The 20,963-nt window shown below is 61.3% G+C and carries 32 protein-coding genes; 26 read left to right on the forward strand and 6 right to left on the reverse strand.

What is annotated here, in order from left to right; all coding sequences use genetic code 11:
- Positions 1–43 precede the first annotated feature (43 nt).
- Together BP737_RS03150 and BP737_RS03155 are read right to left on the reverse strand one after the other, a co-directional pair.
- A complete protein-coding gene (locus BP737_RS03150) occupies positions 44–832 on the reverse strand; it encodes a CBS domain-containing ParB/RepB/Spo0J family partition protein (protein WP_292406505.1) in 789 nt (262 codons plus the stop codon).
- Between the two features lie 65 nt (positions 833–897).
- Positions 898–1,368, reverse strand: coding sequence for an Hsp20/alpha crystallin family protein (locus tag BP737_RS03155; protein WP_292406403.1), 471 nt, complete (start codon positions 1,366–1,368; stop codon positions 898–900).
- Positions 1,369–1,528: 160 nt separating this feature from the next.
- Here BP737_RS03155 and BP737_RS03160 point away from each other — a divergent pair, with 160 nt between their 5' ends.
- Both BP737_RS03160 and BP737_RS03165 read left to right on the forward strand, forming a co-directional pair.
- A complete protein-coding gene (locus BP737_RS03160; protein ID WP_292406406.1) occupies positions 1,529–2,227 on the forward strand; it encodes a hypothetical protein in 699 nt (232 codons plus the stop codon).
- Between the two features lie 44 nt (positions 2,228–2,271).
- Positions 2,272–2,532, forward strand: coding sequence for a thioredoxin family protein (locus BP737_RS03165; protein ID WP_292406409.1), 261 nt, complete (start codon positions 2,272–2,274; stop codon positions 2,530–2,532).
- Here the strand turns inward: BP737_RS03165 and BP737_RS03170 are convergent, their stop codons facing one another.
- On the reverse strand, positions 2,533–3,123 hold the full coding sequence (locus tag BP737_RS03170; protein ID WP_292406413.1) for an HVO_0476 family zinc finger protein: 591 nt from the start codon (positions 3,121–3,123) through the stop codon (positions 2,533–2,535).
- A 33-nt stretch (positions 3,124–3,156) separates the two neighbouring features.
- On the opposite strand from BP737_RS03170, the gene BP737_RS03175 reads away from it, so the two are divergent.
- A complete protein-coding gene (locus BP737_RS03175; RefSeq protein WP_292406416.1) occupies positions 3,157–3,597 on the forward strand; it encodes a DUF371 domain-containing protein in 441 nt (146 codons plus the stop codon).
- 83 nt (positions 3,598–3,680) lie between these two features.
- Here the strand turns inward: BP737_RS03175 and BP737_RS03180 are convergent, their stop codons facing one another.
- Positions 3,681–3,830 (reverse strand): hypothetical protein, encoded by a 150-nt coding sequence (locus tag BP737_RS03180; protein ID WP_292406419.1) that lies wholly within the window; start codon positions 3,828–3,830, stop codon positions 3,681–3,683.
- A 118-nt stretch (positions 3,831–3,948) separates the two neighbouring features.
- Here BP737_RS03180 and BP737_RS03185 point away from each other — a divergent pair, with 118 nt between their 5' ends.
- Complete coding sequence (locus tag BP737_RS03185; RefSeq protein WP_292406421.1) at positions 3,949–5,898, forward strand: PAS domain S-box protein; 1,950 nt, start codon at positions 3,949–3,951, stop codon at positions 5,896–5,898.
- On the opposite strand, the gene xseB is transcribed toward BP737_RS03185, so the two are convergent.
- Both xseB and xseA read right to left on the reverse strand, forming a co-directional pair.
- Positions 5,873–6,058: an exodeoxyribonuclease VII small subunit gene (gene xseB, locus BP737_RS03190; protein ID WP_292406424.1), complete on the reverse strand. Its 186-nt coding sequence runs from the start codon at positions 6,056–6,058 to the stop codon at positions 5,873–5,875. The two genes, BP737_RS03185 and xseB, sit on opposite strands and share 26 nt — an antisense overlap.
- The gene (gene xseA, locus BP737_RS03195) at positions 6,042–7,289 is read right to left on the reverse strand and encodes an exodeoxyribonuclease VII large subunit (protein WP_342685928.1); all 1,248 of its coding nucleotides are present in this window, start codon (positions 7,287–7,289) and stop codon (positions 6,042–6,044) included. Before xseA ends, xseB begins: the two co-directional genes overlap by 17 nt.
- Before the next feature lie 39 nt (positions 7,290–7,328).
- Here xseA and BP737_RS03200 point away from each other — a divergent pair, with 39 nt between their 5' ends.
- The 22 genes from BP737_RS03200 (at position 7,329) to BP737_RS03305 (ending at position 20,849) form a co-directional block, all read left to right on the forward strand.
- On the forward strand, positions 7,329–8,153 hold the full coding sequence (locus BP737_RS03200) for a sugar phosphate isomerase/epimerase family protein (RefSeq protein WP_292406427.1): 825 nt from the start codon (positions 7,329–7,331) through the stop codon (positions 8,151–8,153).
- Between the two features lie 95 nt (positions 8,154–8,248).
- Positions 8,249–9,529, forward strand: a complete 1,281-nt coding sequence (locus tag BP737_RS03205) for a hemolysin family protein (protein ID WP_292406430.1) — start codon at positions 8,249–8,251, stop codon at positions 9,527–9,529.
- Between the two features lie 19 nt (positions 9,530–9,548).
- Positions 9,549–10,175, forward strand: coding sequence for a phosphoribosylglycinamide formyltransferase (gene purN, locus BP737_RS03210; protein ID WP_292406434.1), 627 nt, complete (start codon positions 9,549–9,551; stop codon positions 10,173–10,175).
- Positions 10,176–10,247: 72 nt separating this feature from the next.
- On the forward strand, positions 10,248–10,565 hold the full coding sequence (locus tag BP737_RS03215) for a ribonuclease P protein component 4 (RefSeq protein WP_292406437.1): 318 nt from the start codon (positions 10,248–10,250) through the stop codon (positions 10,563–10,565).
- Positions 10,562–10,822 (forward strand): YhbY family RNA-binding protein, encoded by a 261-nt coding sequence (locus tag BP737_RS03220; protein ID WP_292406440.1) that lies wholly within the window; start codon positions 10,562–10,564, stop codon positions 10,820–10,822. The genes BP737_RS03215 and BP737_RS03220 overlap by 4 nt, the downstream gene beginning before the upstream one ends.
- 51 nt (positions 10,823–10,873) lie before the next feature.
- Positions 10,874–11,323, forward strand: coding sequence for a 30S ribosomal protein S19e (locus tag BP737_RS03225; protein ID WP_292406444.1), 450 nt, complete (start codon positions 10,874–10,876; stop codon positions 11,321–11,323).
- A 20-nt stretch (positions 11,324–11,343) separates the two neighbouring features.
- Entirely contained in the window at positions 11,344–11,682 is a 339-nt protein-coding gene (locus tag BP737_RS03230) for a DNA-binding protein (RefSeq protein WP_292406446.1), read from the forward strand.
- A complete protein-coding gene (locus BP737_RS03235) occupies positions 11,682–12,272 on the forward strand; it encodes a DUF7411 family protein (protein WP_292406449.1) in 591 nt (196 codons plus the stop codon). Before BP737_RS03230 ends, BP737_RS03235 begins: the two co-directional genes overlap by 1 nt.
- 22 nt (positions 12,273–12,294) lie before the next feature.
- Positions 12,295–12,447: a 50S ribosomal protein L39e gene (locus BP737_RS03240; RefSeq protein ID WP_292392704.1), complete on the forward strand. Its 153-nt coding sequence runs from the start codon at positions 12,295–12,297 to the stop codon at positions 12,445–12,447.
- A gap of 4 nt (positions 12,448–12,451) precedes the next feature.
- The gene (locus BP737_RS03245) at positions 12,452–12,715 is read left to right on the forward strand and encodes a 50S ribosomal protein L31e (RefSeq protein ID WP_292406452.1); all 264 of its coding nucleotides are present in this window, start codon (positions 12,452–12,454) and stop codon (positions 12,713–12,715) included.
- A 1-nt stretch (position 12,716) separates the two neighbouring features.
- Positions 12,717–13,379: a translation initiation factor IF-6 gene (locus BP737_RS03250; RefSeq protein WP_292406455.1), complete on the forward strand. Its 663-nt coding sequence runs from the start codon at positions 12,717–12,719 to the stop codon at positions 13,377–13,379.
- A 19-nt stretch (positions 13,380–13,398) separates the two neighbouring features.
- Positions 13,399–13,578, forward strand: a complete 180-nt coding sequence (rpl18a, locus tag BP737_RS03255; protein WP_394339260.1) for a 50S ribosomal protein L18Ae — start codon at positions 13,399–13,401, stop codon at positions 13,576–13,578.
- A complete protein-coding gene (pfdA, locus tag BP737_RS03260) occupies positions 13,571–14,029 on the forward strand; it encodes a prefoldin subunit alpha (RefSeq protein WP_342685930.1) in 459 nt (152 codons plus the stop codon). Before rpl18a ends, pfdA begins: the two co-directional genes overlap by 8 nt.
- A 2-nt stretch (positions 14,030–14,031) precedes the next feature.
- Positions 14,032–15,111: a signal recognition particle-docking protein FtsY gene (ftsY, locus tag BP737_RS03265; protein ID WP_292406463.1), complete on the forward strand. Its 1,080-nt coding sequence runs from the start codon at positions 14,032–14,034 to the stop codon at positions 15,109–15,111.
- Entirely contained in the window at positions 15,111–16,439 is a 1,329-nt protein-coding gene (locus BP737_RS03270; RefSeq protein WP_292406466.1) for a signal recognition particle protein Srp54, read from the forward strand. Before ftsY ends, BP737_RS03270 begins: the two co-directional genes overlap by 1 nt.
- On the forward strand, positions 16,440–17,021 hold the full coding sequence (gene trmY, locus BP737_RS03275; RefSeq protein WP_292406468.1) for a tRNA (pseudouridine(54)-N(1))-methyltransferase TrmY: 582 nt from the start codon (positions 16,440–16,442) through the stop codon (positions 17,019–17,021). It abuts the gene before it with no gap.
- The gene (locus tag BP737_RS03280; RefSeq protein WP_292406471.1) at positions 17,009–18,247 is read left to right on the forward strand and encodes a tRNA pseudouridine(54/55) synthase Pus10; all 1,239 of its coding nucleotides are present in this window, start codon (positions 17,009–17,011) and stop codon (positions 18,245–18,247) included. Before trmY ends, BP737_RS03280 begins: the two co-directional genes overlap by 13 nt.
- Positions 18,248–18,249: 2 nt before the next feature.
- Entirely contained in the window at positions 18,250–18,543 is a 294-nt protein-coding gene (locus tag BP737_RS03285; protein ID WP_292406473.1) for a 50S ribosomal protein L21e, read from the forward strand.
- Between the two features lie 21 nt (positions 18,544–18,564).
- The gene (locus BP737_RS03290; RefSeq protein WP_292406476.1) at positions 18,565–18,915 is read left to right on the forward strand and encodes an RNA polymerase Rpb4 family protein; all 351 of its coding nucleotides are present in this window, start codon (positions 18,565–18,567) and stop codon (positions 18,913–18,915) included.
- A 17-nt stretch (positions 18,916–18,932) separates the two neighbouring features.
- A complete protein-coding gene (locus tag BP737_RS03295) occupies positions 18,933–19,496 on the forward strand; it encodes a DUF655 domain-containing protein (RefSeq protein ID WP_292406478.1) in 564 nt (187 codons plus the stop codon).
- Positions 19,493–20,278 (forward strand): 16S rRNA (adenine(1518)-N(6)/adenine(1519)-N(6))-dimethyltransferase RsmA, encoded by a 786-nt coding sequence (gene rsmA, locus BP737_RS03300; RefSeq protein WP_292406481.1) that lies wholly within the window; start codon positions 19,493–19,495, stop codon positions 20,276–20,278. The genes BP737_RS03295 and rsmA overlap by 4 nt, the downstream gene beginning before the upstream one ends.
- Positions 20,271–20,849: a HemK2/MTQ2 family protein methyltransferase gene (locus tag BP737_RS03305; protein ID WP_292406484.1), complete on the forward strand. Its 579-nt coding sequence runs from the start codon at positions 20,271–20,273 to the stop codon at positions 20,847–20,849. Before rsmA ends, BP737_RS03305 begins: the two co-directional genes overlap by 8 nt.
- Positions 20,850–20,963: the final 114 nt, after the last annotated feature.

Raw genomic sequence — 20,963 nt, forward strand, 5'->3', positions numbered from 1 at the left:
ACCGGAAAACCCGGGGCTGCTCCCGGTGGGGAAAATGGTTTGTTCACCCGTGCCGCACGAGCCGGTGCGTCAGCGCAACCAGGGGATGGCGGGCGTAGTCGAGCACCTTGATGTCGTCGAGCGTCTGCAAGTTCAGAGTCCGGGCCGTCCGCTCCATACCGAGTTCGATATCCTCCCGGACCTCGATGATGTAGGCGTCGAGATTCTTGATCCCGAGCCTTTTTGCCGCGATCGCCCGGTGGTGCCCGTCGACCAGGATCCAGCGGCCCGGCCGCCGGACCACGATCAGCGGCTCGGCGAGTCCCTTCTTGATCTCGTAAATCCTTCCTTCCAGTTCGTCTTCATAGATCTTCGACTGCGTGGGCAGGAGGTCGTCGATCGGGACCGAACCCCGCTTCAGCGTTGGTTCGACTCCGTAGAGTTTTTTCAGGGTCTCGATGAACTTGAAGACTTTCTCCGGCGAGACATGCTCAATCTGGGACCTGATGACGTCGGCGTTCGACATTATCCCGATGAGTTCGTTATTCTCGTTGACGACCGGGAGTTTCTGAATGCCGGAGCGGAAGATGACGCGGGCAGCATCGTTCACGCTCATCTCGGGGTCGGCGACGATGAGGTGGCGGGACATAACCTGTTCTATCGGTGTCGAAGGATGGGCAAACAGGAGGTCCCGCGCCGATATGTAGCCTACCACTTCCTTCGAGTCGTCCACAACCGGAAAGCCGTCGTGGTGCGTCTTTTTTATGGCTTCGATGACATCCCTGACCGTCCCGTGGGCGTTGACGGTGACGACGTCGTAGGTCATGTAGTCCTTGACCCGCTTCTTCTCCATCATGATAGTGTTACGCTGCCGCGACATGAATTGTTCGGTTGAAAGACGGGAGGGCTGAAAAAAGATTATTCGATGGGGATTGTGGTCCCCGTCTCGGTCGGCGCTTTCTTCAACCGGACCTCAAGCACACCGTTCTTGAACGATGCAGAGGCGTTCTCTTCGACCACCTCGGCGGGGAGCAGGACCGTGCGGCCCATCTGGCCGTAAATGCGTTCCCGCATGAAGAAGTCCACGGCCTCTTCCTCGGTCTCGTTCGTCCGCCTGCTTGTGATCTCCAGGTGCAGCGGATCAATGAGCCGAACGGCGACGTTCTCCCTCTCAACACCCGGAAGGTCGGCAACGACGATCACCTCATCTTCGTGGTCCCGGACATCCACGCGGAAGTCACGAACTGCCGGAACGACCCGGCCCCTGAACTCTTCCCCTCGTGTGCCGATTCCCCCGAGCATGGACTGGAACCTGCTCTCCATCTCGGCCATAAGGTCGTCAAAGTCCTGCCATATTGTGCGGTATGGTCCTCGTTCTATTCTTGCCATCGTAATCGCTCCTATCCTCTGAGATCGCCCCGGGACGATCGGGTCGCCGAGGCTAACTGTAAGTTAGTCTATTATATTATTTATAATTGCATATTGGGGCAATATCCTTCCTGCAGAACAACAATACTATTTTATTTTAACGAAAGACGATTGTACCGTAATGAAACAGACACAGCAGAAAAGCCCGAAGAACGACGGCACGCCATGGATGAAATGGGCCTATGTGGGTGTCGCCCTGCTCGTGGCGGTGGCTATGGTGGGGACCTACCTCTCCCCGATGTTTGATAGCAGCCAGAAGGCTCAGATAGGGAATACGGCACAGATCGGCTACACCATCCGTGACGAGAACGGGACCCCCATCATCACGACCGACCAGAACCTCCTCTCAAGCGAATATCAGAAGGGGAACCTTGTCCTGCTTGCAAACGGCATGGAGATCCCTGTCGGCGGTGTGGTTTCCGGTGAGAACGTCGCCGTTATTCCGGTCGTGTACCCGGAGCTTTCCGGGTTTTCCGGCTTCGGCCTGCTGGGCTTTGAGACCAACGCCATCTCCGAGGGGCTCGTAGGGATGCGGCCCGGAGAGACGAAAGTCATCAGTTTCTCCTATGGAGAAAATGACTTCGAGATGAACCTGAGCGAAGAGGATGCAAACGGCATCGGCCTCAACTTCACAGAGGTCTCGGAAGGCGATCTGGTTCCGCTCGGATTGACGGCATCGCCGGAGATCCCCCTCGGCAACGAGAGCAATACGACTCCGGCACTGCGTTTCGGGAAGATCATCGTCAAGAACCCCGATTCCCTGGTCATCGCGCACCGCTACGGCAGCGCCGAGGTTACGCTCAACGCTGTAGCAGGGTGACGCCACCCACTATTTTTTTATAATCTCCCCGCCTTCTGCCATGTATGGCGGTAAGAGTACTAAGTTTCTACCAGGAGGGGTGCATGGGGTGCGAGGAGCAGACCCCGATCCTTCGTGAGGCGGCGACCGAACTCGGGATCGAGATCGAGGAGATCGATGCCGTGGGAAACCCGCAGTATATCGAGGAGTATACCCTCCGGGTGACCCCTACGACCCTTGTGATCGAGGATGACGAGGTCCGGGAGCGAATGGAGGGGCTCGTTCACCGTGAGGACCTTGAGGCGGCAATCCGGCGGCACCTGTAATTACTCCCTCCGATAGCCCCTATCGAGGTAGCCGTAGATCCGCCTCACCCTTCGGGCTACCGTCTTCCAACCGTCCTTTCGGATGACCGGGCCGTCGCGAAGTTTAATATGCGATATCTTGATCCGCCGCCCGCCGAAGGTGTAAGACTCTCCGACGACGAACTCCTCCTCCCCTTCCGCCGTCTGATAGAGCGGAAGGGTTGTGCGCCCGGAGTGGACGGACGCCCGCACCACGACCTGCTCGATCCCCCGTGTCCAGAGGGTTGTCACCTCCCCGGCCTCCGCCCGGCGGACTCTCTTCTCTCCGGTCTCGATGCCGGTGACCTCGACTCCGAAGACCTCGTCTCCGCATTCTGCGGCGATGCGGTCTCCGAGGCTCACAACCTCGCCTTCGAGCATCTCCACGCTGCAGACCTGCGACTCCGTCTCACGGCTCACGATTGCTTTGACGGTGAGCATACGGGGTTCGGGGGGCTTCGGTATCCGGTGAATCCGGCCGCACTCACTGCACTGCACCACCAGTTCGGCGGCTTCCCGGAGAACCTGGTGTTCGCACTCCTCGTTACAGACGGGGCAGAAAACACTCATCATTCATTAGCAATTGAAGCCCTCACCTAATTAAGCATGAAGGCGAGGGATATCGTGCGGGCGCGGGGCCACCCGCTTGTCCGGGGGACCCACCCGACAACGTTTGAAGTGACAAAAGACGAAACACTGACACTCTCCGGCGACTGCATCATCGGCGTCGCCGCCGACAAGGGCGCCGCCGACCTCGACCCCGATCTCAAGGCGCTGCTCCGCGACGACCGTGCGGTCCTCACGACCCGCCTTACCGCGGGAGACAAGACCGTCGAGGTCAGTTCAAGGGGCAGCGCAGCGCTCACCCTGGACCACCCCGCGGACCTTGTCTGGCGGCGGAGCGACTTTATCTCCGACCGGACCATAGGCATCCGCGCCGACCATGTCGCGGCGAGCCTTCCCCGGGAGTTCATCGAGGCGCTCCGGCGGGGGGAAGAACTGGTGGTCGAACTTGAGGCGGAGGTTTCGGAGAACGACCGCCCGTAGGATGCGACGGTTCTGACGAACCGGAGCTTGAGAAACTCGAAGAGTTTCGAGCGGGAGTTTGAGCACCGAAGGATGTGAGCGGCTCACCGGGTGCTGTGCATCCCGTCCCGGATCTCTCCGAGCACCAGCACGCCTATTGCAAGGAGGAGATTGGCCGTCAGGGGCCCGACGACAAAAGCGGTCCCGTTCAGGACCGTAACGACGCATGGTGCGCCGTTCGATGGTATATACACTCTGAAAGGAGAGGAATGATGCCGGTTCATCCTCACGCATGCGGAGAGCGTCTTTTTTTGCCCGTCCATGACGACCGGGGATAGGTTTATCCGCTACGACGCGGGGAACAGGGGAAACATGCAACCGTTCACCCCGGCGCTCGACGCCCTCCTTGACCAACTGGAGACGCTCGTCCGCCGTCTCCGTTCATCAGGGGCCGGAGAGGGTACGGCACCTGTGGATGCCCTGCTCCTGCAAAAAAGATCGTGCGAACTGAGCGAATTGATCGATGCTCTGATCGCCGGCATCCGGAGCGTCGGCGTCGAATGCCGGCGGTACCGGGGCCGCTTTCTTCACCTCCCGGCGGGGTGCTTCTGCACCGATCCGGACGGCGTCATCCTGGAAGCGAATCGGGCGGCGTGCGCTCTGCTCGGTCTTTCTCCCGACAGCCTGCAGGGGACCCCCCTCAGCACTTACCTCCATCCCGGGTGCATTCCGGCCTTCCAATCGGCGGTTGCAGCCCTCTCCCGGGGTGGCGAGGTGCCGGCGCAGGAGTTCCTGCTTGGCAGAACCGGTGGCGCCGTTCCGGTTACCCTGGCGGCCTCGATCTCGCGCGATCCCGGCGACGGGGCGACCGAGTACCTCTGGGTCATCGTCACGGCGCCGGGACAGGAGAGGGTCGAAACGACCCTCCGGGAGAGCGAAGAACGCTACCGTGAACTGACCGAAAACATCAGCGACGCCTTCCTTGCCCTTGACCGCGACGCCCGTATCGTCTCCTGGAACCGGTCGGCGGCCCGTCTCTCGGGCCGCTCCGAGGAAGAAGCCCTCGGGAAGAGTCTCTACGATCTCTTCCCGGAGCTCCGGAACGAGGCGGTTACCGGGTTCTTTCGTACGGTCATGGAGACCGGCAGGGCCGGTGTGAGCGAATACCCGCTCCCTCTGCGCGGTTGCGATTACATCTTCGAGGTGCGCGCCATCCCGACCCGCGGGGGCGTCTCCGTCTATCTCCGGGACATCTCGGACCGCCGGAGGGTGGAAGAGGCTCTCCGGAGAAGCGAGGAGGAGTATCGTGCGGTCGTAGAGAGTCAGACCGAGTTGATCTACCGCCGGCTCCCCGATGGCACCATCACCTTCGCGAACGATGCCTACTGCCGCTCCGTCGGCATCCCGTGCGAACATCTCCTCGGGCGACGATACGCCCCCACCGTCCCGGCCGACGATCTGGTCCGAGTCCAGCGGAACCATGCCTCCCTCACCTCCGAACACCCTGCCGTCACGGTCGAGCACCGGGTGGTCATGCCGGACGGCAGGGTCCGGTGGCAGCAGTGGATCGATACGGCGTTCTTCGATGAGCAGGGTTCCGTCGTCGAGTATCAATCGGTGGGCCGGGACATCACCGATGCGCGGATGGCCGGGGAGGCGCTCCTCCTCGCGAACCGGAAACTCAACCTGCTCTCGGACGTGACCCGACACGACATCTTAAACCTGCTCAACGTGCTCTCGGGTTACCTCGACCTCTCCCGGGAACAGACGGACGACCCGGAGCTGCAGAAATATTTCCGAAAGGAAGAAGAGGCCATCCTGGGTATCCGGCGCTACATGGCCTTCACCGGGGATTATCAGGACATCGGCGCGGCCTCCCCCGTCTGGCAGGATATATCGCGGATAGTCAGTGAAGCGATGGCAGGGCTCGAGATGGGGGAGGTTACCGTCGAGGTGCGGGCGGACGCCATTGAAGTGTATGTCGACCCCCTCATCGCCCGGGTGTTTGCAAACCTCATCGATAACTCGCTCCGGCACGGCGGAGGCGTTACCCGGATACGCATCTATCTCGCAGAGTCTGAAGGCGGGGTCCGCATCGTCTATGAAGACGACGGTATCGGCATCCCAGAAGCCGAAAAGGAACGGATATTCAAACGAGGATTCGGGCGGCAGACCGGATTCGGGCTCTTCCTCGCCCGGGAGATCCTCGCGATCACGGATCTCTCCATCCGCGAGACCGGTGAGCCCGGGGAAGGTGCGCGGTTTGAGATCGATGTCCCCCCCGGGTTCTACCGGTTCACCGGTCGCGGCCGAGCTCCGTAAGTTTCATCTCGGCCGAGCCGAGGAGGTCTTCACACTGCTTCACGAGGAGCGCACCCCGCTCGTAGATGGCGATGCTCTCCTCAAGGCTCGCATCGCCGTCTTCCAGTCTCCGGACAATCTTCCGGAGTTCTTCCAGCATCTCTTCAAAGGTCTCCGTCATACCGTATCTCCTCCACGACGGCTCTCGCCCATCCGTCCTTCATCCGGAGCACCACCGGGCCTCCGGGCCGGAGGTCGCGGGCGCTCCTCGCAATCTTCCCGTCCGCCTCGACGATACAATAGCCCCGTTCGAGGACGGCGAGAGGGTTTTTCCCGGATAGGTCCGCGCGGACCTCCGCGAAGGCGGACCGCTCCCGCTGCACCCGGGCGAGCGCTGCCCGCCGGAGCGCCTCCTCCTGCTCGGCGAGGCGCTGCATCCGCTCGTGAATCCGGCGGACGAGTCTCTGGGGATGCATCCGCCCCCGGAGGTCCCCGACCTCGCTCTGCAGGGCGGCGAGGCGGTGGAAGAGGAGCGACCGCATCCGTTCATCGCACCCCCGGAGTTCCCGGAGCACCTCCTCACGGTCGGGTACGGCCCGTTCCGCCGCCGCCGACGGCGTCGGCGCCCGGAGGTCCGCGGCGAAGTCGCAGAGGGCGGTGTCCACCTCATGCCCGACGGCGCTGATCACCGGCGTCTTGCATGCCGCGACGGCCCGCACGACGTCGGGGTGGTTGAAAGGGAAGAGATCCTCGAAACTCCCGCCGCCGCGTCCGACGATGATCACGTCCACGCGTCCATCGATCCGCCGGATCGCTTCCGCGATCTCCGCGTGCGCCCCCTCGCCCTGGACGGCCGTCGGGGAGAGGACCACCTCGGCCGGGTACCGGCGCGCGATGACCGAGAGGATATCCTTCACCGCCGCACCGGTCCGGGAGGTGACCACGCCGATCCGGCGGGGGAAGAGGGGCAGGGGCCGCTTCCGCTCCGGGGCAAAGAGCCCCTCGGCGTCGAGCTCCCGCTTCCAGCGCTCGACCATGAGGTGGCGCTCGCCGGCGCCCGCCGGGAGCATCTCCCGGACGATGAACTGATACCTGCCGTGCGGCTCGTAGACCTCCACGGACCCCCATGCGAGGACGTCCATGCCGTCTTTCGGCTCAAAGCCGAGTCCCGATGCATACGTACGCCACATGACGCAGTTGATCAGCGCAGAGTTCGTCCCGTTCCGTTCCGAGAGCGAGAAGTAGCGGTGTCCGGAGGAATGGTCCTTGTAGTTGGTCACCTCCCCCCGCACCCAGATCTGATGCAGGCGTGCGTCGTCAAGGAGGTCGCAGATGAGTCCCGAAACCTCCGAAACCCGGTGGATCGGGGTGCCGAACCGGTCCGGGTCGGCAGAAGGGCCGCTCAACATCATCACAATCTATTAGACCGATGGTTTATATCAAGTAGTGTTATGGGCCGTTTTTCCGTCTCGACCATGTTCTTCCACGAATACCCGTGCGACTACATCTTCGACTACATTGCCGAGTCCGGTCTCGACTGTCTCGAATTCTGGGTAGAGACGCCGTACTTCTGGCTTCGCGACCGTCCCGAAGCCGAACTCGCCGGGTGGATTGCCGATCACCCGGAACTCTCGCCGATCACCGTTCACGCGCCGACGCTCGACTTGAATCCCTGTTCCATCAACCCGAAGGTGGCCGAGATCACGGTCGAATACACCCTCGAAGCCATCCAGATGGCGGACCGGGTGGGCGCCGCCGTGGTCACCGTCCACCCGGGGAGAAGGACGGCGAAACGGCGCCCGAGTGCCTATGACTACCGGCGGTTCGAGGTTTACATCGCCCGGCTCCGGGAGGTCGCGGAGGGGGCGCAGGTAAAGGTGGCGATCGAGAACCTGGAGCCCCGGGCCAACGCCCTGCTCTATACGGCGGAGGATGCGGTCGAAATACTGGAGCGGGAACCGTGGCTCTGGTTCACGCTGGATATGGGGCACGCCATGATGGCGTCCCCAAAAGAGGTGGACCGGTTCATCGACCTCTGCATCGATCGGACGGTAAACGTCCACGTCAGCGCCATCGGGGCGAACGGGCGGCCCCACTACCCCATTCATAACGACCCGGGAGCGTTGCGGGTGCTCACGGAACTTGCCGATCTGGGCTACAGCGGGCACCTCACCCTGGAACTCGAAGACCTGATCTTCTCGAAGCCTCTCTGTGCTGAAGAGAAGATAGTGCTCCTGATGCAGGAAACGGAGGCTCTAAAAGAAGCCTTCTTCTGAAGCGCTGGATTTATAATCCCTGCCCGCGACATAATTCATATGTTCGACGATTCAACGGACTATCATATGCAGCCGCTGGATGCGGCGTGGAGTAAATGGCAATCGTAGACCTTGTAACCATAGAGATCATATTATTTCTTATCTGTCTGCTTCTCTCGGGCTTCTTCTCAAGTTCTGAGGTTGCCCTTATATCGATAACCCGGGCAAAAGTCCACGCACTCCTCAGTCAGGATCGGAAGGGGGCGAAAGCACTCGATGCGCTGAAGCGGTCGAATGATACCATCCAGCTCACCACCCTGATCGGGAGCATCGTCGTAAACGTGGCTGCAGCCGCGCTCGCGACCGGGATCGCCGTCGGTATCTACGGTGATGCCGGTGTCGGAATAGCGGCCGGCGTCACAATACTCCTGATACTGGTATTCGGTGAGATCGGCCCGAAGATGTATGCCTCCCGGGACCCCGAGGGCCTCGCGCTCCGTGTCGCCCGGCCCATCCTTTACCTCTCAAAGGTACTCTATCCGGTGCTCTGGGTTTCGGACCGCATCCAGCGGCAGTTCGCCTTCAGGTCCGGCGTGTCCGAGCCGGTCGTCACCGAAGAGGAGATCAAGGAATGGATCGATGTCGGTGAGGAGGAGGGAACTATCGAGGAGGAAGAGCGGGACATGCTCTACTCGGTGCTGCGCTTCGGCGATACGACGGTCCGCGAGGTGATGACGCCGCGTGTCGACGTCGTTATGATCGAGGATACGGCCACGATCGAGAATGCTCTCTCTGTCTTCAACGAGACGGGCTTCTCCCGGATTCCGGTCTACCACGAGCGGATCGACAACGTCGTCGGGCTTTTAAACGTGAAAGACCTTTTTGCAGCGCTCTTCCGCAGGCAGACGATCGCGACGCTCCGGGACCTGATGTACGAGCCCTACTTTGTCCCCGAGAGCAAGAAGATCGATGAACTCCTAAAGGAACTCCAGGTAAAGAAGCAGCATATGGCGGTCGTCCTCGACGAGTACGGGTCGTTTGCCGGGATCGTGACGGTCGAAGACATGCTCGAGGAACTGGTCGGCGAGATCATGGACGAATTCGACGAGGAGGAGCCCGAGGTGCAGAAGATCGAAGAGGGCGTCTATCAGGTCGATGCTCGGGCGTGGGTGGAACACCTCAACGAGGACCTGCACCTCAACCTCCCGGTGACGGATTCGTATGAGAGTGTCGGCGGTCTTGTTATCGACCGGCTGGGGCACATTCCCCGCCGCGGCGAGGTGGTCAAGATCGAGGAGAGCAACATCACGCTGGTTGTGATGCAGATGCGGGGTCGGCGGATCGTGAAGGTGAAAGTGATCATTGCGCCCCCGACCCCGTCGGAGGAGGCCCGGTAAAACCCGGGGAGTGAAACCTATGGATCCAGGGAGACCTGTTTACACAAAACGGATAGCATTCCTCGCCTCGGGGCGAGGATCGAACTTTCAGGCCGTGCTCGACGCCATCGCGGCCGGGGAGATCCCCGCGGTCTGCGTCGGTCTCGTCACCGACAACCCCCGGGCTCACGCGATTGAGCGGGCAAAAGACGCCGGCATCCCGGCGACGGTCGTCGAGTATGCGCGGTTTCCGTCGAAGGCTGCCTATGAAGAGGGGCTTCTTGCCGCGATGCGGAACTGTCGGGCGGACCTCTTCGTCCTTGCCGGCTACATGCGGATCCTCGGCGCCGCAATCGTTCACGAGTTCTCAGGCCGGATGATAAACATCCACCCCGCCCTGCTCCCGGCGTTTGCCGGGCTGCACGCCCAGCGGCAGGCGGTGGAATACGGAGTGAAGGTCTCGGGCTGCACGGTCCACCTCGTGGATGAAGGGACGGATACCGGCCCCATCGTTGTCCAGCGGTGCGTGCCGGTCCTCCCGGACGACGACGAAACGGCACTCGCCGACCGAATCCTCGTCGAGGAGCACAAAGCCCTTCCGCTTGCCGTGAAACTCTTCTGCGAGGACCGCCTGGAGGTCACCGGTCGGCGGGTGCGGGTCCGCTGACTCCGGGGACCAACCTCTTATATCCTTCCGCCTCCAATCTCAGAAACCTACCACTCGATGGAACGGATCGCCATGGCAGATACTACACGAAAGTCGGGCTCCCGAAGGCTCGCCCGCGAGAGGGTCTCTCTCCTCTTTACGCGTGCCGCGGAGTTCTACCCGGAAAACCCCGAGTGGAGCAACCGCTGCGTGGAACTGGCCCGGAAGATCGGGATGCGTCATCGGATACGAATCGACCGGCCGCTGAAACGTCGGTTCTGCCACCGGTGCAACGCATATCTGGTCCCCGGGTCAAATGCACGGGTCAGGATCCACCGGGGCCGTGTGATTGTCACCTGTCTTACCTGCGGGCATCGGTCACGGTATCCGGTCGGGAGGTCTCGATCATGAACAGAGAGTCGTTTCAGGACCTTAAGCCCACTGTCTGGATCGGTAAGCGGGGCGCTACGAACGTCATGATCGATGAGATCCGGCGCCAGCTCAAAGATCGGAAGGTCGTCAAGGTCCGGTGGCTCAGGAATACCGAGATTGATCCCGAGGGGATTGCTGCATCGGCCGGCGCGGCTCTCCTTGAAGTCCGGGGGCGAACACTTGTCCTTGCGGAACGGCAGAGTCACTCCGCCGGACGGCGTTCTCGAAATATATAAAACATCACTGGACGAATATGTAAAGACTGTTAGCGATAGTGAGGTTCATCTATGACGACTGTATACGACATCCCTGCCGATATGTTCATCCGGCAGGCGGCAGAAGAACTCAAACAAAACCCGCAGATTCAGCCCCCGGACTGGGCCGGTTTTGCGAAGACGGGGGTACACAAGGAGATGCCCCCCGAGAATGAAGACTGGTGGTATGTGCGCACGGCGTCGGTCTTCCGGCGTGTCTACATCGACGGACCGGTCGGGACGCAGAGAATACGCTCTATCTACGGCGGTAAGCGTAACCGGGGCCCGGCCCCCTCGCAGTTCCGGCGGGGAAGCGGATCGGTCATCCGGAAGATCCTTCAGCAGCTTGAAGCGGCGGGGTACGTCGCCCATGCCGCGGAGGGACGCATGGTTACCGCTGCCGGCAGGTCTTTCCTCGACAACATCGCAAACGGGCTGAAGGCCCGGACCGCCGAAGTTGCGCCGGGACTTGCGAAATACTGATCAAGATGGAGGTATGACTGATGGTAGATGACGAACTCGCGGAACTCCGCCGCCGGAAGTTGGAACAGATGCAACGGCAGGCGATGGATCAGCGGGCGATAGAAGAAGAGGCTCTGCGCCAGCAGCAATTGGATTCGCAGATCCGCGTCGCGCTCATGGAGATCCTTGAACCTGAAGCGAGGGAACGGCTCAATACCATCAAGTTGACCCGACCGGAGTTTGCGAAAGCGGTCGAGCAGCAACTGGTAATGTTGGCCCAGAACGGCAGGATCCGGCAGCGGATCACTGACGATCAGTTAAAGGCCCTGCTTGCCCAGTTGACGCCGTCAAAGAAAGAGTTCAGGATTACACGAAAGTGATGAAAGCAGGTGTGCTCTTCTCGGGAGGGAAAGACAGCGCGCTCGCGGCGCTCATGCTCGCGCGGGATTACAGCGTGGTATTGAATACCTGCGTATTCGATCCCGACCGCGACATCCCGGCGGTACGGGCGGCAGCGGCCGCTCTCTCCCTCCCCTTCGAGAGGAGAGTGCTCGGGAGAGACCTCCTTGAGAAGGCTGTCGACCTGCTCCTTTCGTGCGGCTACCCGAACGACGCAATCGATATGGTCCACAGGGCGGCGGTCGAGACCCTCGCCCGCGAGTATGCGGTGGTCGGCGACGGCACCCGCCGGGAAGACCGGGTCCCCCGGCTCGAGCGATCCGAGGTGCAGCATCTGGAGATGACCACCGGCTGCTCCTACGTCCGGCCGCTCCTCGGCTACGGGAAATCGGAGATCGAACGCCTCGCCGACCGGCTGCTTGTGGTGCGGTACGGGGAGACGGGCAGCATCGAGAACGGCGACTACGAAGAAGAGATCCGTCGCGCGACCCGCGTGCGCGGCATCGATCCGGCGCCGTTCTTTCCTCCCCGCCACCTGCAGTCGCTGGTGGTCGGCAGGAAGGATACCTGAAAACAGTGCGGGAGTGAGAGTTATGAGCAAGTTAATGAAGGGCCGGAAGATCCGGCTGGCAAAGGCATGCGAGCAGAACCGCCGCGTGCCGGCATGGGTGATGATCAGGACCAACCGCGCGGTTTCGTCGCATCCGAAGCGGCGCAACTGGAGACGGAGTACCTTAAAGGTGTAAGACTATGGCAGAGGCATTAAAGGAGCATATCTACATCATCCCTCTCCGCGATGTGAAGCGTTCGCCCCGGTGGAAGAGGGGCAATACCGCCATCAAGGACATCAGGGCGTTCCTCGAACGGCACATGAAGAGCGAGGATGTCAAACTGGACCGGAGCATCAATGAGAAGGTCTGGGAGAACGGAAGTTCCAAGCCCCCGCGAAAGATTCGCGTCCGTGCGATGAAGTTCGAGGACGGGCAGGTCCAGGCCGAGCTCGCCGAGGAGTGAAATGACGGGAACGATCGATCTCGCCGGCGATCCGAACATCGGTGTTTACGCCCGTGTCTTCGATGACATAGCGGTCGTGCACCCCGGGGCTCCCGATGCGTTCATTGAGGCGCTCGCGCGAGAACTCGATGTCGAGATCGTGACCACCTTCATCCAGGGAAGCAGCATCATCGGTTCGCTTGTTGCGGGGAACAGCCAGGGTCTGGTCGTTAGCGGCCTTGCCTCGGACGAAGAGGTGGCGGCTCTCCGGGAGTACCGGGACGTGCTTCTGCTCGAAGGCTCCATGAACGCGGCAGGGAACGTGATCCTCGCAAACGACTATGTTGCCGCCGTCCATCCCGGGATGGAGATCGATGTCGCCGAAGAGATCGGGTCGTTCCTCGGGGTGCCGGTGATCCGGCTCTCGCTTGGAGGTATCAAAACCGTCGGCATGGCCGGATGTGCGACGAATAAGGGCATTCTCATCCATCCGAGAGCCAACGATACGGAGATTGCCGCCCTTGAGCGGATCGTCGATCTCCCGATTGGCCTCGGGTCGGTTAATATGGGGAGTGGCCTTGTGGGCACCGGACTCCTTGCAAACAGCAAGGGATATCTCGCCGGGTCCGTTACGAGCGGGTTTGAACTGGGACGGATAGAAGAAGTTTTTGGGTTTTTGGAGTGAATGAGTCATGGAGAACCAGATGTTTGAAGTTGTGGGCGCGTGTAAGATCAACAACGAGTGGAAACCTTACCGTAAGGTCGTCAAAGCCCCGAACGAGAACCAGGCAAGGGAGCGGGTTCTTACCGAGATCGGGAGCAAGCACCGCCTGAAGAGAAGGTATATCACCATCGAGACGGTTAACGTAGTAGCTGGTGAATGATGTGGACCAGGCAGATCCTCGCGAGATACAGACCCTTCAGATGTACTTGAACGAGTACGGGCAGCAGATAGAGATCCTGACACAGCAACTCTCGATGATCGAGCAGCAGCGCCTTGAGGCCGCCGCCGGAATCGAGACTCTCAAGGCTGTTCAGGAGAACCCGGACGGTGTCGTCCTCCTCCCTGTCGGGGGCGGGGCTTTTCTCCGGGTGAAGGTGCTTGACACCGGTCATGCCCTGGTGAATATTGGGGCCGACGTCTCTGTCGAGCGGGCCGCCGCATCGGCGGTGGCGTATCTTGAGGATCGGGTGACCGAGCTTGAGGCACTGGGGAAGAAAGTCGCAGGTTCGGTCGAGCAGTTGCAGGGGCAGGCAACGGAGATCTCCCGGCGCCTTGAGGCGGCTTACCGGGGAGCCCGGCAGGCGGCCCAGGCTGGTCAGGGCGGAAGTTAGTAATGTTTGATTCCCTAAAGAAAAAACTTCAGAATATCAGGACCAAACTCACCTCGAATATCGAGGAGGCCGCCGGAACCGAACCGGAATCTCTGACGGTCGATGAGGTGGGAGAGGTCCGGGCTGTGGAGCCTGCGCCCTCCTCTGCCTCTCCCGAACAGGAAGAGGTTCCTTCTCCGGCGCAAGAAGAACCCACGTTCTTCAACCGATTAAAGGTCCTTGTCCGCGAGCGGGAGGTCCTCCTCCAGGAGAAGGATATTGAAGGTCCTCTTTTTGAACTGGAGATGGTCCTCCTTGAGAACGACGTCGCCCTCCCGGTTACGGACGAGATCATCGGTCATATGCGCCGGGACCTTGTGGGCCGGCGCAGGAAGATCGGCACCTCGGTCGACGACCTGGTTATGTCCACCCTGCGTTCCGCGCTCTGCGGGGTGCTGGGTGAGGGTCTCGACTTTTGCGAATACATCCGGAGCAACGAGCGGCCCGTGAAGGTTCTCTTCACCGGAGTGAACGGAACCGGCAAGACGACGACCGTTGCAAAAGTCGGTCACTACCTTCAGAAGAACGGCTTTACGGTCGTGATCGGCGCGGGCGATACCTTCCGGGCGGGGGCGATCGAACAGATCCGGGCCCACGCCGACCGTCTCGGGATCAAGGTGATCCAGCACCAGGCGGGCGCCGACCCCTCCGCGGTCCTCTTTGATGCGATCCAGTATGCAAAGGCGCATGATATCGATGTTGTCCTTGCCGATACGGCCGGCCGGTTCCACAACCGGGCAAATCTCATGAACCAGCTCGAGAAGATCCGGCGGGTCATGAAACCCGACCTTGTCGTTTACGTCGACGAAGCGGTGGCGGGGAACGATGCGGTCATCCGGGCCGACGAGTTCAACAAGGCCGTCGGCACCGATGCGGTCGTCCTGACGAAGGCGGATATGGACCCGAAGGGCGGTGCGGCCATATCGGTTGCGCATACCGTTGGAAAACCGATCCTCTTCCTCGGGACCGGCCAGGGCTACGACGATATCGTGCCCTTCTCGCCCCGCGTCGTGGTGGACGAACTTCTGGGAGATGAGGCCTGATGCTCGACAACCTTGGTGTATCGTTAAAGGATGCCGTCAAGAAACTTGCCGGAAAAACGGTGATCGACCGGGCTGCGGTCGACGAACTGGTGCGGGATCTGCAGCGTGCGCTCATCTCCGCCGACGTCAACGTCAAACTCGTGATGCACCTCTCGCAGGCGATCAAGCAGCGTGCCCTTGAAGAGGAGCCCCCGAAGGGAATGGGCGTCCGGGAGCACGTCCTCCGGATCGTCTATCAGGAACTCGTCCGGCTGATGGGAAAGCCCGGCGAGGTGACGCTTGGGCCCCAGACGATCCTGATGGCGGGACTGCAGGGGAGCGGAAAGACCACGACGACGGCGAAGCTTGCCCGTTACTTCCAGCGCAAGGGGCTGCGGGTCGGGGTGATCTGCGCCGATACCTTCCGGCCGGGCGCCTACGATCAATTAAAGACCCTCTGCGACCGGGTCAGCGTTCCCTGCTTCGGCGACCCGAATGAACCCGACGCTCTCCGGATTGTCCGGGAGGGGCTGCCCCGGTTCCGGAAGCTCTACGAAGTGATCATCATCGACACCCAGGGGCGGCACGCCCTCGAGGAGAACCTGATCGAGGAGATCGTCAACATCAACGCGATCTCCCGCGCCGACCACCGGTGGCTGGTGATTGATGCGGCGCTCGGCCAGCAGGCAAACGAACAGGCCCGCCGGTTCCACGAGGCGATCGGGATCGACGGCGTCCTCGTCACGAAGATGGACGGCACCGCACGAGGCGGCGGAGCGCTTTCTGCCGTCGCCGAGACCCAGAGCGGCATCGTCTTCATCGGGAGCGGCGAGACGGTCGAGGACCTTGAACGGTTCGACCCGGACGGGTTCATCTCCCGGCTGCTCGGGATGGGCGATTTAAAGGCGCTCGTCGAGCGGGCGGAGGAAGCGGTCTCGGCCGACGATATCGACGTCAACGCCATGCTCAAGGGGAAGTTCACCCTCCGGGACATGTACAAGCAGCTTGAGGCCGTGAACAAGATGGGGCCCCTGAAGCAGATCATGAGCATGCTCCCCCTCGGCGGCATGCAGATCCCCGACGATGCCTACGACATCACCAGCACCAAGATGCAACGCTACAAGGTGATCATGGACTCGATGACGTCTGCGGAACTTGACGACCCGTCGGTGATCGGGAGTTCCCGGGTCCAGCGCATCGCCCGCGGCGCCGGGGTGACGCCCGACGACGTTCGGGACCTCATCAAATACTATAAGATCATGCAGCGCGCCTTAAAGGGCATGCGGGGCATGGGCGGCGGCAAGTTCAACATGCAGCGCATCATGAAGAAGTTCGGCAGGACCCCGTAGATGAAGCGGTTTGCCGTCGTGGGCCACCTTGCCGCAACGAGCGGCGCCTTCAGCCTCAACGATCTCGCCGGGAGCGCCGGGAGGATGGACGTCCTCTGCCGGTGCATCAACTCCTCGTTCTTCCTCTCGCACGACCTCCGGCGTGACGTCGAGTGTTACCTCGTCCTCTGCGGAGAGCCCGATCCGGAGAAGACCATCCTCTTCCGGGGAAGTGAGGTCCGTTACCTTTCGCCGGACGAGCGGAGCAGCGCCGCCCTGATCAAGAAAGCGCTCTCGATCCCCTGCGGCGATGAGTTCCGGGAGTCGACCCCGGGGGTCTTTGTCCGCCGCGGCGGTCTCTCAAGGCTCCTTGCCGAGATCCCGTTCGCGGTCCTCGATGAGGCCGGAGAAGATGTCCGGACCGCTCAGGCGCTCCCGGAGGCCTGCCTCCTCTCCGATCACCATAACTTCACCGCCGGGGAGCAGGCTATGATCGAGGGCTACCCGCGCTACTCGGTTGGGCCGCGGTCGCTGCATGCCGATCACGCTATCACGGTTCTTTTAAACGAGATGGACCGGAGGGAATCCGGATGGATATCGTAAATGAGGTAGAAGCAATTCTTGGATACGGCGATACCTGCAACCACTGCCTCGGACGTTTCTTCGGCAAGCGGTCGTTCGGGTTGACGAACGAGGAACGGGGCAGGGCGCTCCGGATCACGCACGAGATCGCGGCGAACGAGCCGCACCGGGAGCCGGACCCTCAGTCCTGCTGGATCTGCGGCGGTGAACTCTCCCGCGTCGACGAGTGGGCTGCAAAGGTCGTTGAAGCGTTCCGCGGCATTGAGTTTTCTACGTTCCTGATCGGGACGAAAGTGCCCCCGCTTGTCGCGGAGAGCGAGGAGACGGTCTGGAGCGACCTCTCCCTCCACGACCCGGAGCCGCTGAAGGCGGAGATGAACCGGGAGGTCGGCAAAGCCGTATCGGCTCTCTCCGGAAAGACGGCCGACCTCAAGCATCCCGACGTCGTGGCGGTCCTCGACCTTGCGGAAGGGACCGTCGAAGTGCAGATCAATCCCGTCTTCTTCTTCGGCCGATACCTGAAGTATGAGCGGGGCATCCCCCAGACCCACTGGGACTGCCGGGCGTGCCGGGGAGCCGGGTGTGAGCGGTGCAACTTCACCGGCAAGCAGTACGCGGACTCCGTGGAGGAGCTGATCGGCCGGCCGGTGATTGAGGCTTTCGACGCGGAGAACGCCGTCCTGCACGGCGCCGGTCGGGAAGATATCGATGCCCGGATGCTCGGCTCGGGCCGCCCCTTTGTGATGGAGGTCGAGGCGCCGAGGAAGCGGTCGCTGGACCTTGCGGCGCTTGAAGAGGAGATCAACCGGAGCGCCGGGGGCCGGGTGGCGGTCCATCTCGTCGGATGGTCGGATCGGAAGACGGTGCAAAGCCTTAAATCCGACAAAGCGCATAAAAAATACAGGATCCTGGTCGAGACCGACGGTCCTGTAGCGCCAGATGAGTTCGGGGCCGCCCTCGATCAGTTAAAAGGTGTAACGATACGACAGCGCACCCCTATCCGGGTGTCACACCGACGGGCAGATAAAGTTCGGGAACGGCGGGTCCTCGATATCGAATGTACGGGGAGCGTTGACGGCAGGTACTGGGTGGAAGTCGTCGGCGAAGCGGGCCTCTACATCAAAGAACTGGTATCGGGCGACAGCGGCAGAACCCAGCCCAGCCTTGCCCAGATCCTGGGGCGCACCGCAAGTGTTGTCAGCCTCGATGTGATGCTGGTCAAAACAGCGAATGAGTATGGTGAGTAATTATGGCACATCACAATGGACCACGCAAGAAGACACGGTATAAGTTCAAGAAGGATCTCCGAAAGCGCGGTATCCCGCCGGTTACCTCGGTGATTCAGAATTTCGAGATCGGGCAGAGGGTGCACGTTGTGGTCGAGCCGAGTGTCCAGAAGGGCATGCCCCACCGGAGATTCCACGGGAAGACCGGCACGGTTGTCGGACAACGCGGCCGCGCATGGGTGCTCGAAATCAGGGATGGAGAGACGATAAAACAGGTGATTGCGAGACCGCAACATCTAAGAGCGCAGAAGGCATAACCTTCAGCAGGAGTGATTGGCATGAAGGTAAAACGAATCGTCAGCGAAGAGCGGATGCTGCTTCCCGAACTGCGTGATACCCTCCTTTCCGTGGAGGCTGCGCGGCTTGAGTCTGGAGACGAGATGTCCTACGAACTTCGTAAGAGTATCGAGCATGCCAATCATCTCTCAAAGACATCTGCCGAGAAGGCCCGCGACCTCGTCGACGAGCTCATGAAGCTCGAGAAGATGAAGGAAGATATCGCCTATCGCATCGCGAACCTGATGCCGCGGACCCGGGACGAACTCCGTGCAATTTACGCCAAAGAACGGTTCAATCTCACAACGGACGAACTGGACGAGATCCTCGACCTGGTAATGACTCACTTCTAAGCGAAGGGGTGGCGTCAATGAAGACCGAAAGGAAAGAGGAGAACGCTATAGTTATCGATGTTCTCCCGATGGGATATGTGAGCGACCAGCGTCCCGTCTACAAACGTGAGCCGATGATCCAGGCGGTCGGCGTGGACCAGTTCAAACTGCTCGAGCTCGTCCCGAAGGCGGGTGCGGATATCCAGATCTACGACCGCGTCTATATCGGCGATGCGGAGCGGGAGAAGATCGAGCGTGTCAAGCGACGGATCAGCTACGAAGACCTGACGGCGACCGCAAAAGTGGAACTGCCGTTTGTCGTCGAGCAGATCGTTCACGAGAACGAACCGCGGTTCGTCGACTTCTTCAATAAGTCCGTCTCCATCACGCCGAAGTTCCACATGCTGCACCTGCTCCCCGGCATCGGGAAGAAACTGCTCTGGGAGATCATCGAACAACGCGGGAAGAAGCCGTTCGAAAGTTTCGCCGACATCTCCGGGCGAATTAAATCGATCCCGCACCCGGATCGGATGGTTGTCAGCCGGATCCTGCGCGAGATCGAAGACCCGGACGAGAAGTACCATATCTTTACATTGAGATGAGTGCTCCGCGGGATCAGCACTTCCTCGTCGACCGGAGGGCCGTCGAGAAGATTGCCAGTTTTGTTGACGTCTCCGGTCGGAGGGTGCTCGAGATCGGGCCCGGTGAAGGTGTCCTCACCCGCGCCCTCCTCGACCGGGGTGCAACGGTCGTTGCGGTGGAGATCGATCCGGCCCTTGTGGAAGAACTTGAGGTCGCGTTTGCCGATGAGATCGCCGAAGGGCATCTTGTGATCGTCCCGGGCGATGCAAGGAAGGCGGACCTCCCGCCGTTCGATATCGTCGTCGCGAACCTCCCTTACTCCGCCTCTTCGAAGATTACGTTTCGGCTGCTCGAGATCGGGTTTGAGGTCGCGGTCCTGATGTACCAGAAGGAGTTCGCCCAGCGGATGATCGCGCCGCCGGGGACGCCGAACGTCGGCCGGCTCTCGGTGATGGTGCAGACCTATGCTTCCGTAAAACCCCTGCTCGACCTCTCGCCCTCCTCCTTTCGCCCGAAACCCCAGGTCCGTTCCTGGGTGGTCCGGGTAACGCCGCACGAACCGCCGTATCCGATCATGGACCGGAAGACCTACGCCGACGTTGTCCGGGTGCTCTTCTCCCACCGGCGAAAGACCGTCAGGAAGGGGCTCCGGAGCGGCAAGGACTCTTTTCCGCCCGAAACTATCGAGCGGACGGTCGCAGGTCTTCCCGACGACCTTCTGCAGCGGCGGCCCGAGGACCTTACGCTCGAGGAGTTCGCGCTGATAGCAAACCGGATGAGCGGGTGCCCGGGCAATGAGTGACCGGGGAGGCTCCGACCAGGTCTACCCTCCCGCTGAGGACTCCGCACTCCTTCTTCGGGCGGCGCTCCGGGAGGTCCGGCCGACCGACCGGGTGCTGGAGGTCGGGACCGGGAGCGGCTATGTTGCGGCCGGGTTCTCCGGCCGGGCGTCGGCGGTGGTCGCGACCGATATCAACCCTCACGCGGTGGCTTCGGCCCGCACCCGCGGCCTCACGACGGTCCGGACCGATCTTTTTGCAGGGCTCTCGGGCCCGTTCGACCTTGTCCTCTTCAATCCGCCGTACCTCCCGACCGCTCCCCGGGAGCGGATTGACGACTGGCTGGAGTACGCACTCGACGGAGGGCCCACAGGAAGGGTAACGATTGAACGGTTCGTCGCCGATGTCGGGAGGGTGCTCTCGCCGTTCGGGAGGGTCCTGCTGCTCGTCTCCTCGCTGACCGGGCTCGATGAAGTCCGGGAACTCTTCGTCCGGGCAGGGTTCGTCCCGTTCATTGTCGACGAGGAGGCGCTTGAGGGTGAGGTTCTTTATGTACTACGGGCGATGCGGGACCTCTGCCGGATGGGGGCATAAGGTGCATGTGGAACTCATGCCCTGTCCCTGCCGGAGCACCCACCAAAAGCTATCTTTCATTTCTTCCCTTCCTCAAGATTGTTCTAATATCGAACTCATCCCAAAAAGATCTAT

This window comes from Methanoculleus sp. UBA291, from assembly GCF_002499755.1.
In the GTDB taxonomy this organism is placed as follows: domain Archaea; phylum Halobacteriota; class Methanomicrobia; order Methanomicrobiales; family Methanoculleaceae; genus Methanoculleus; species Methanoculleus palmolei.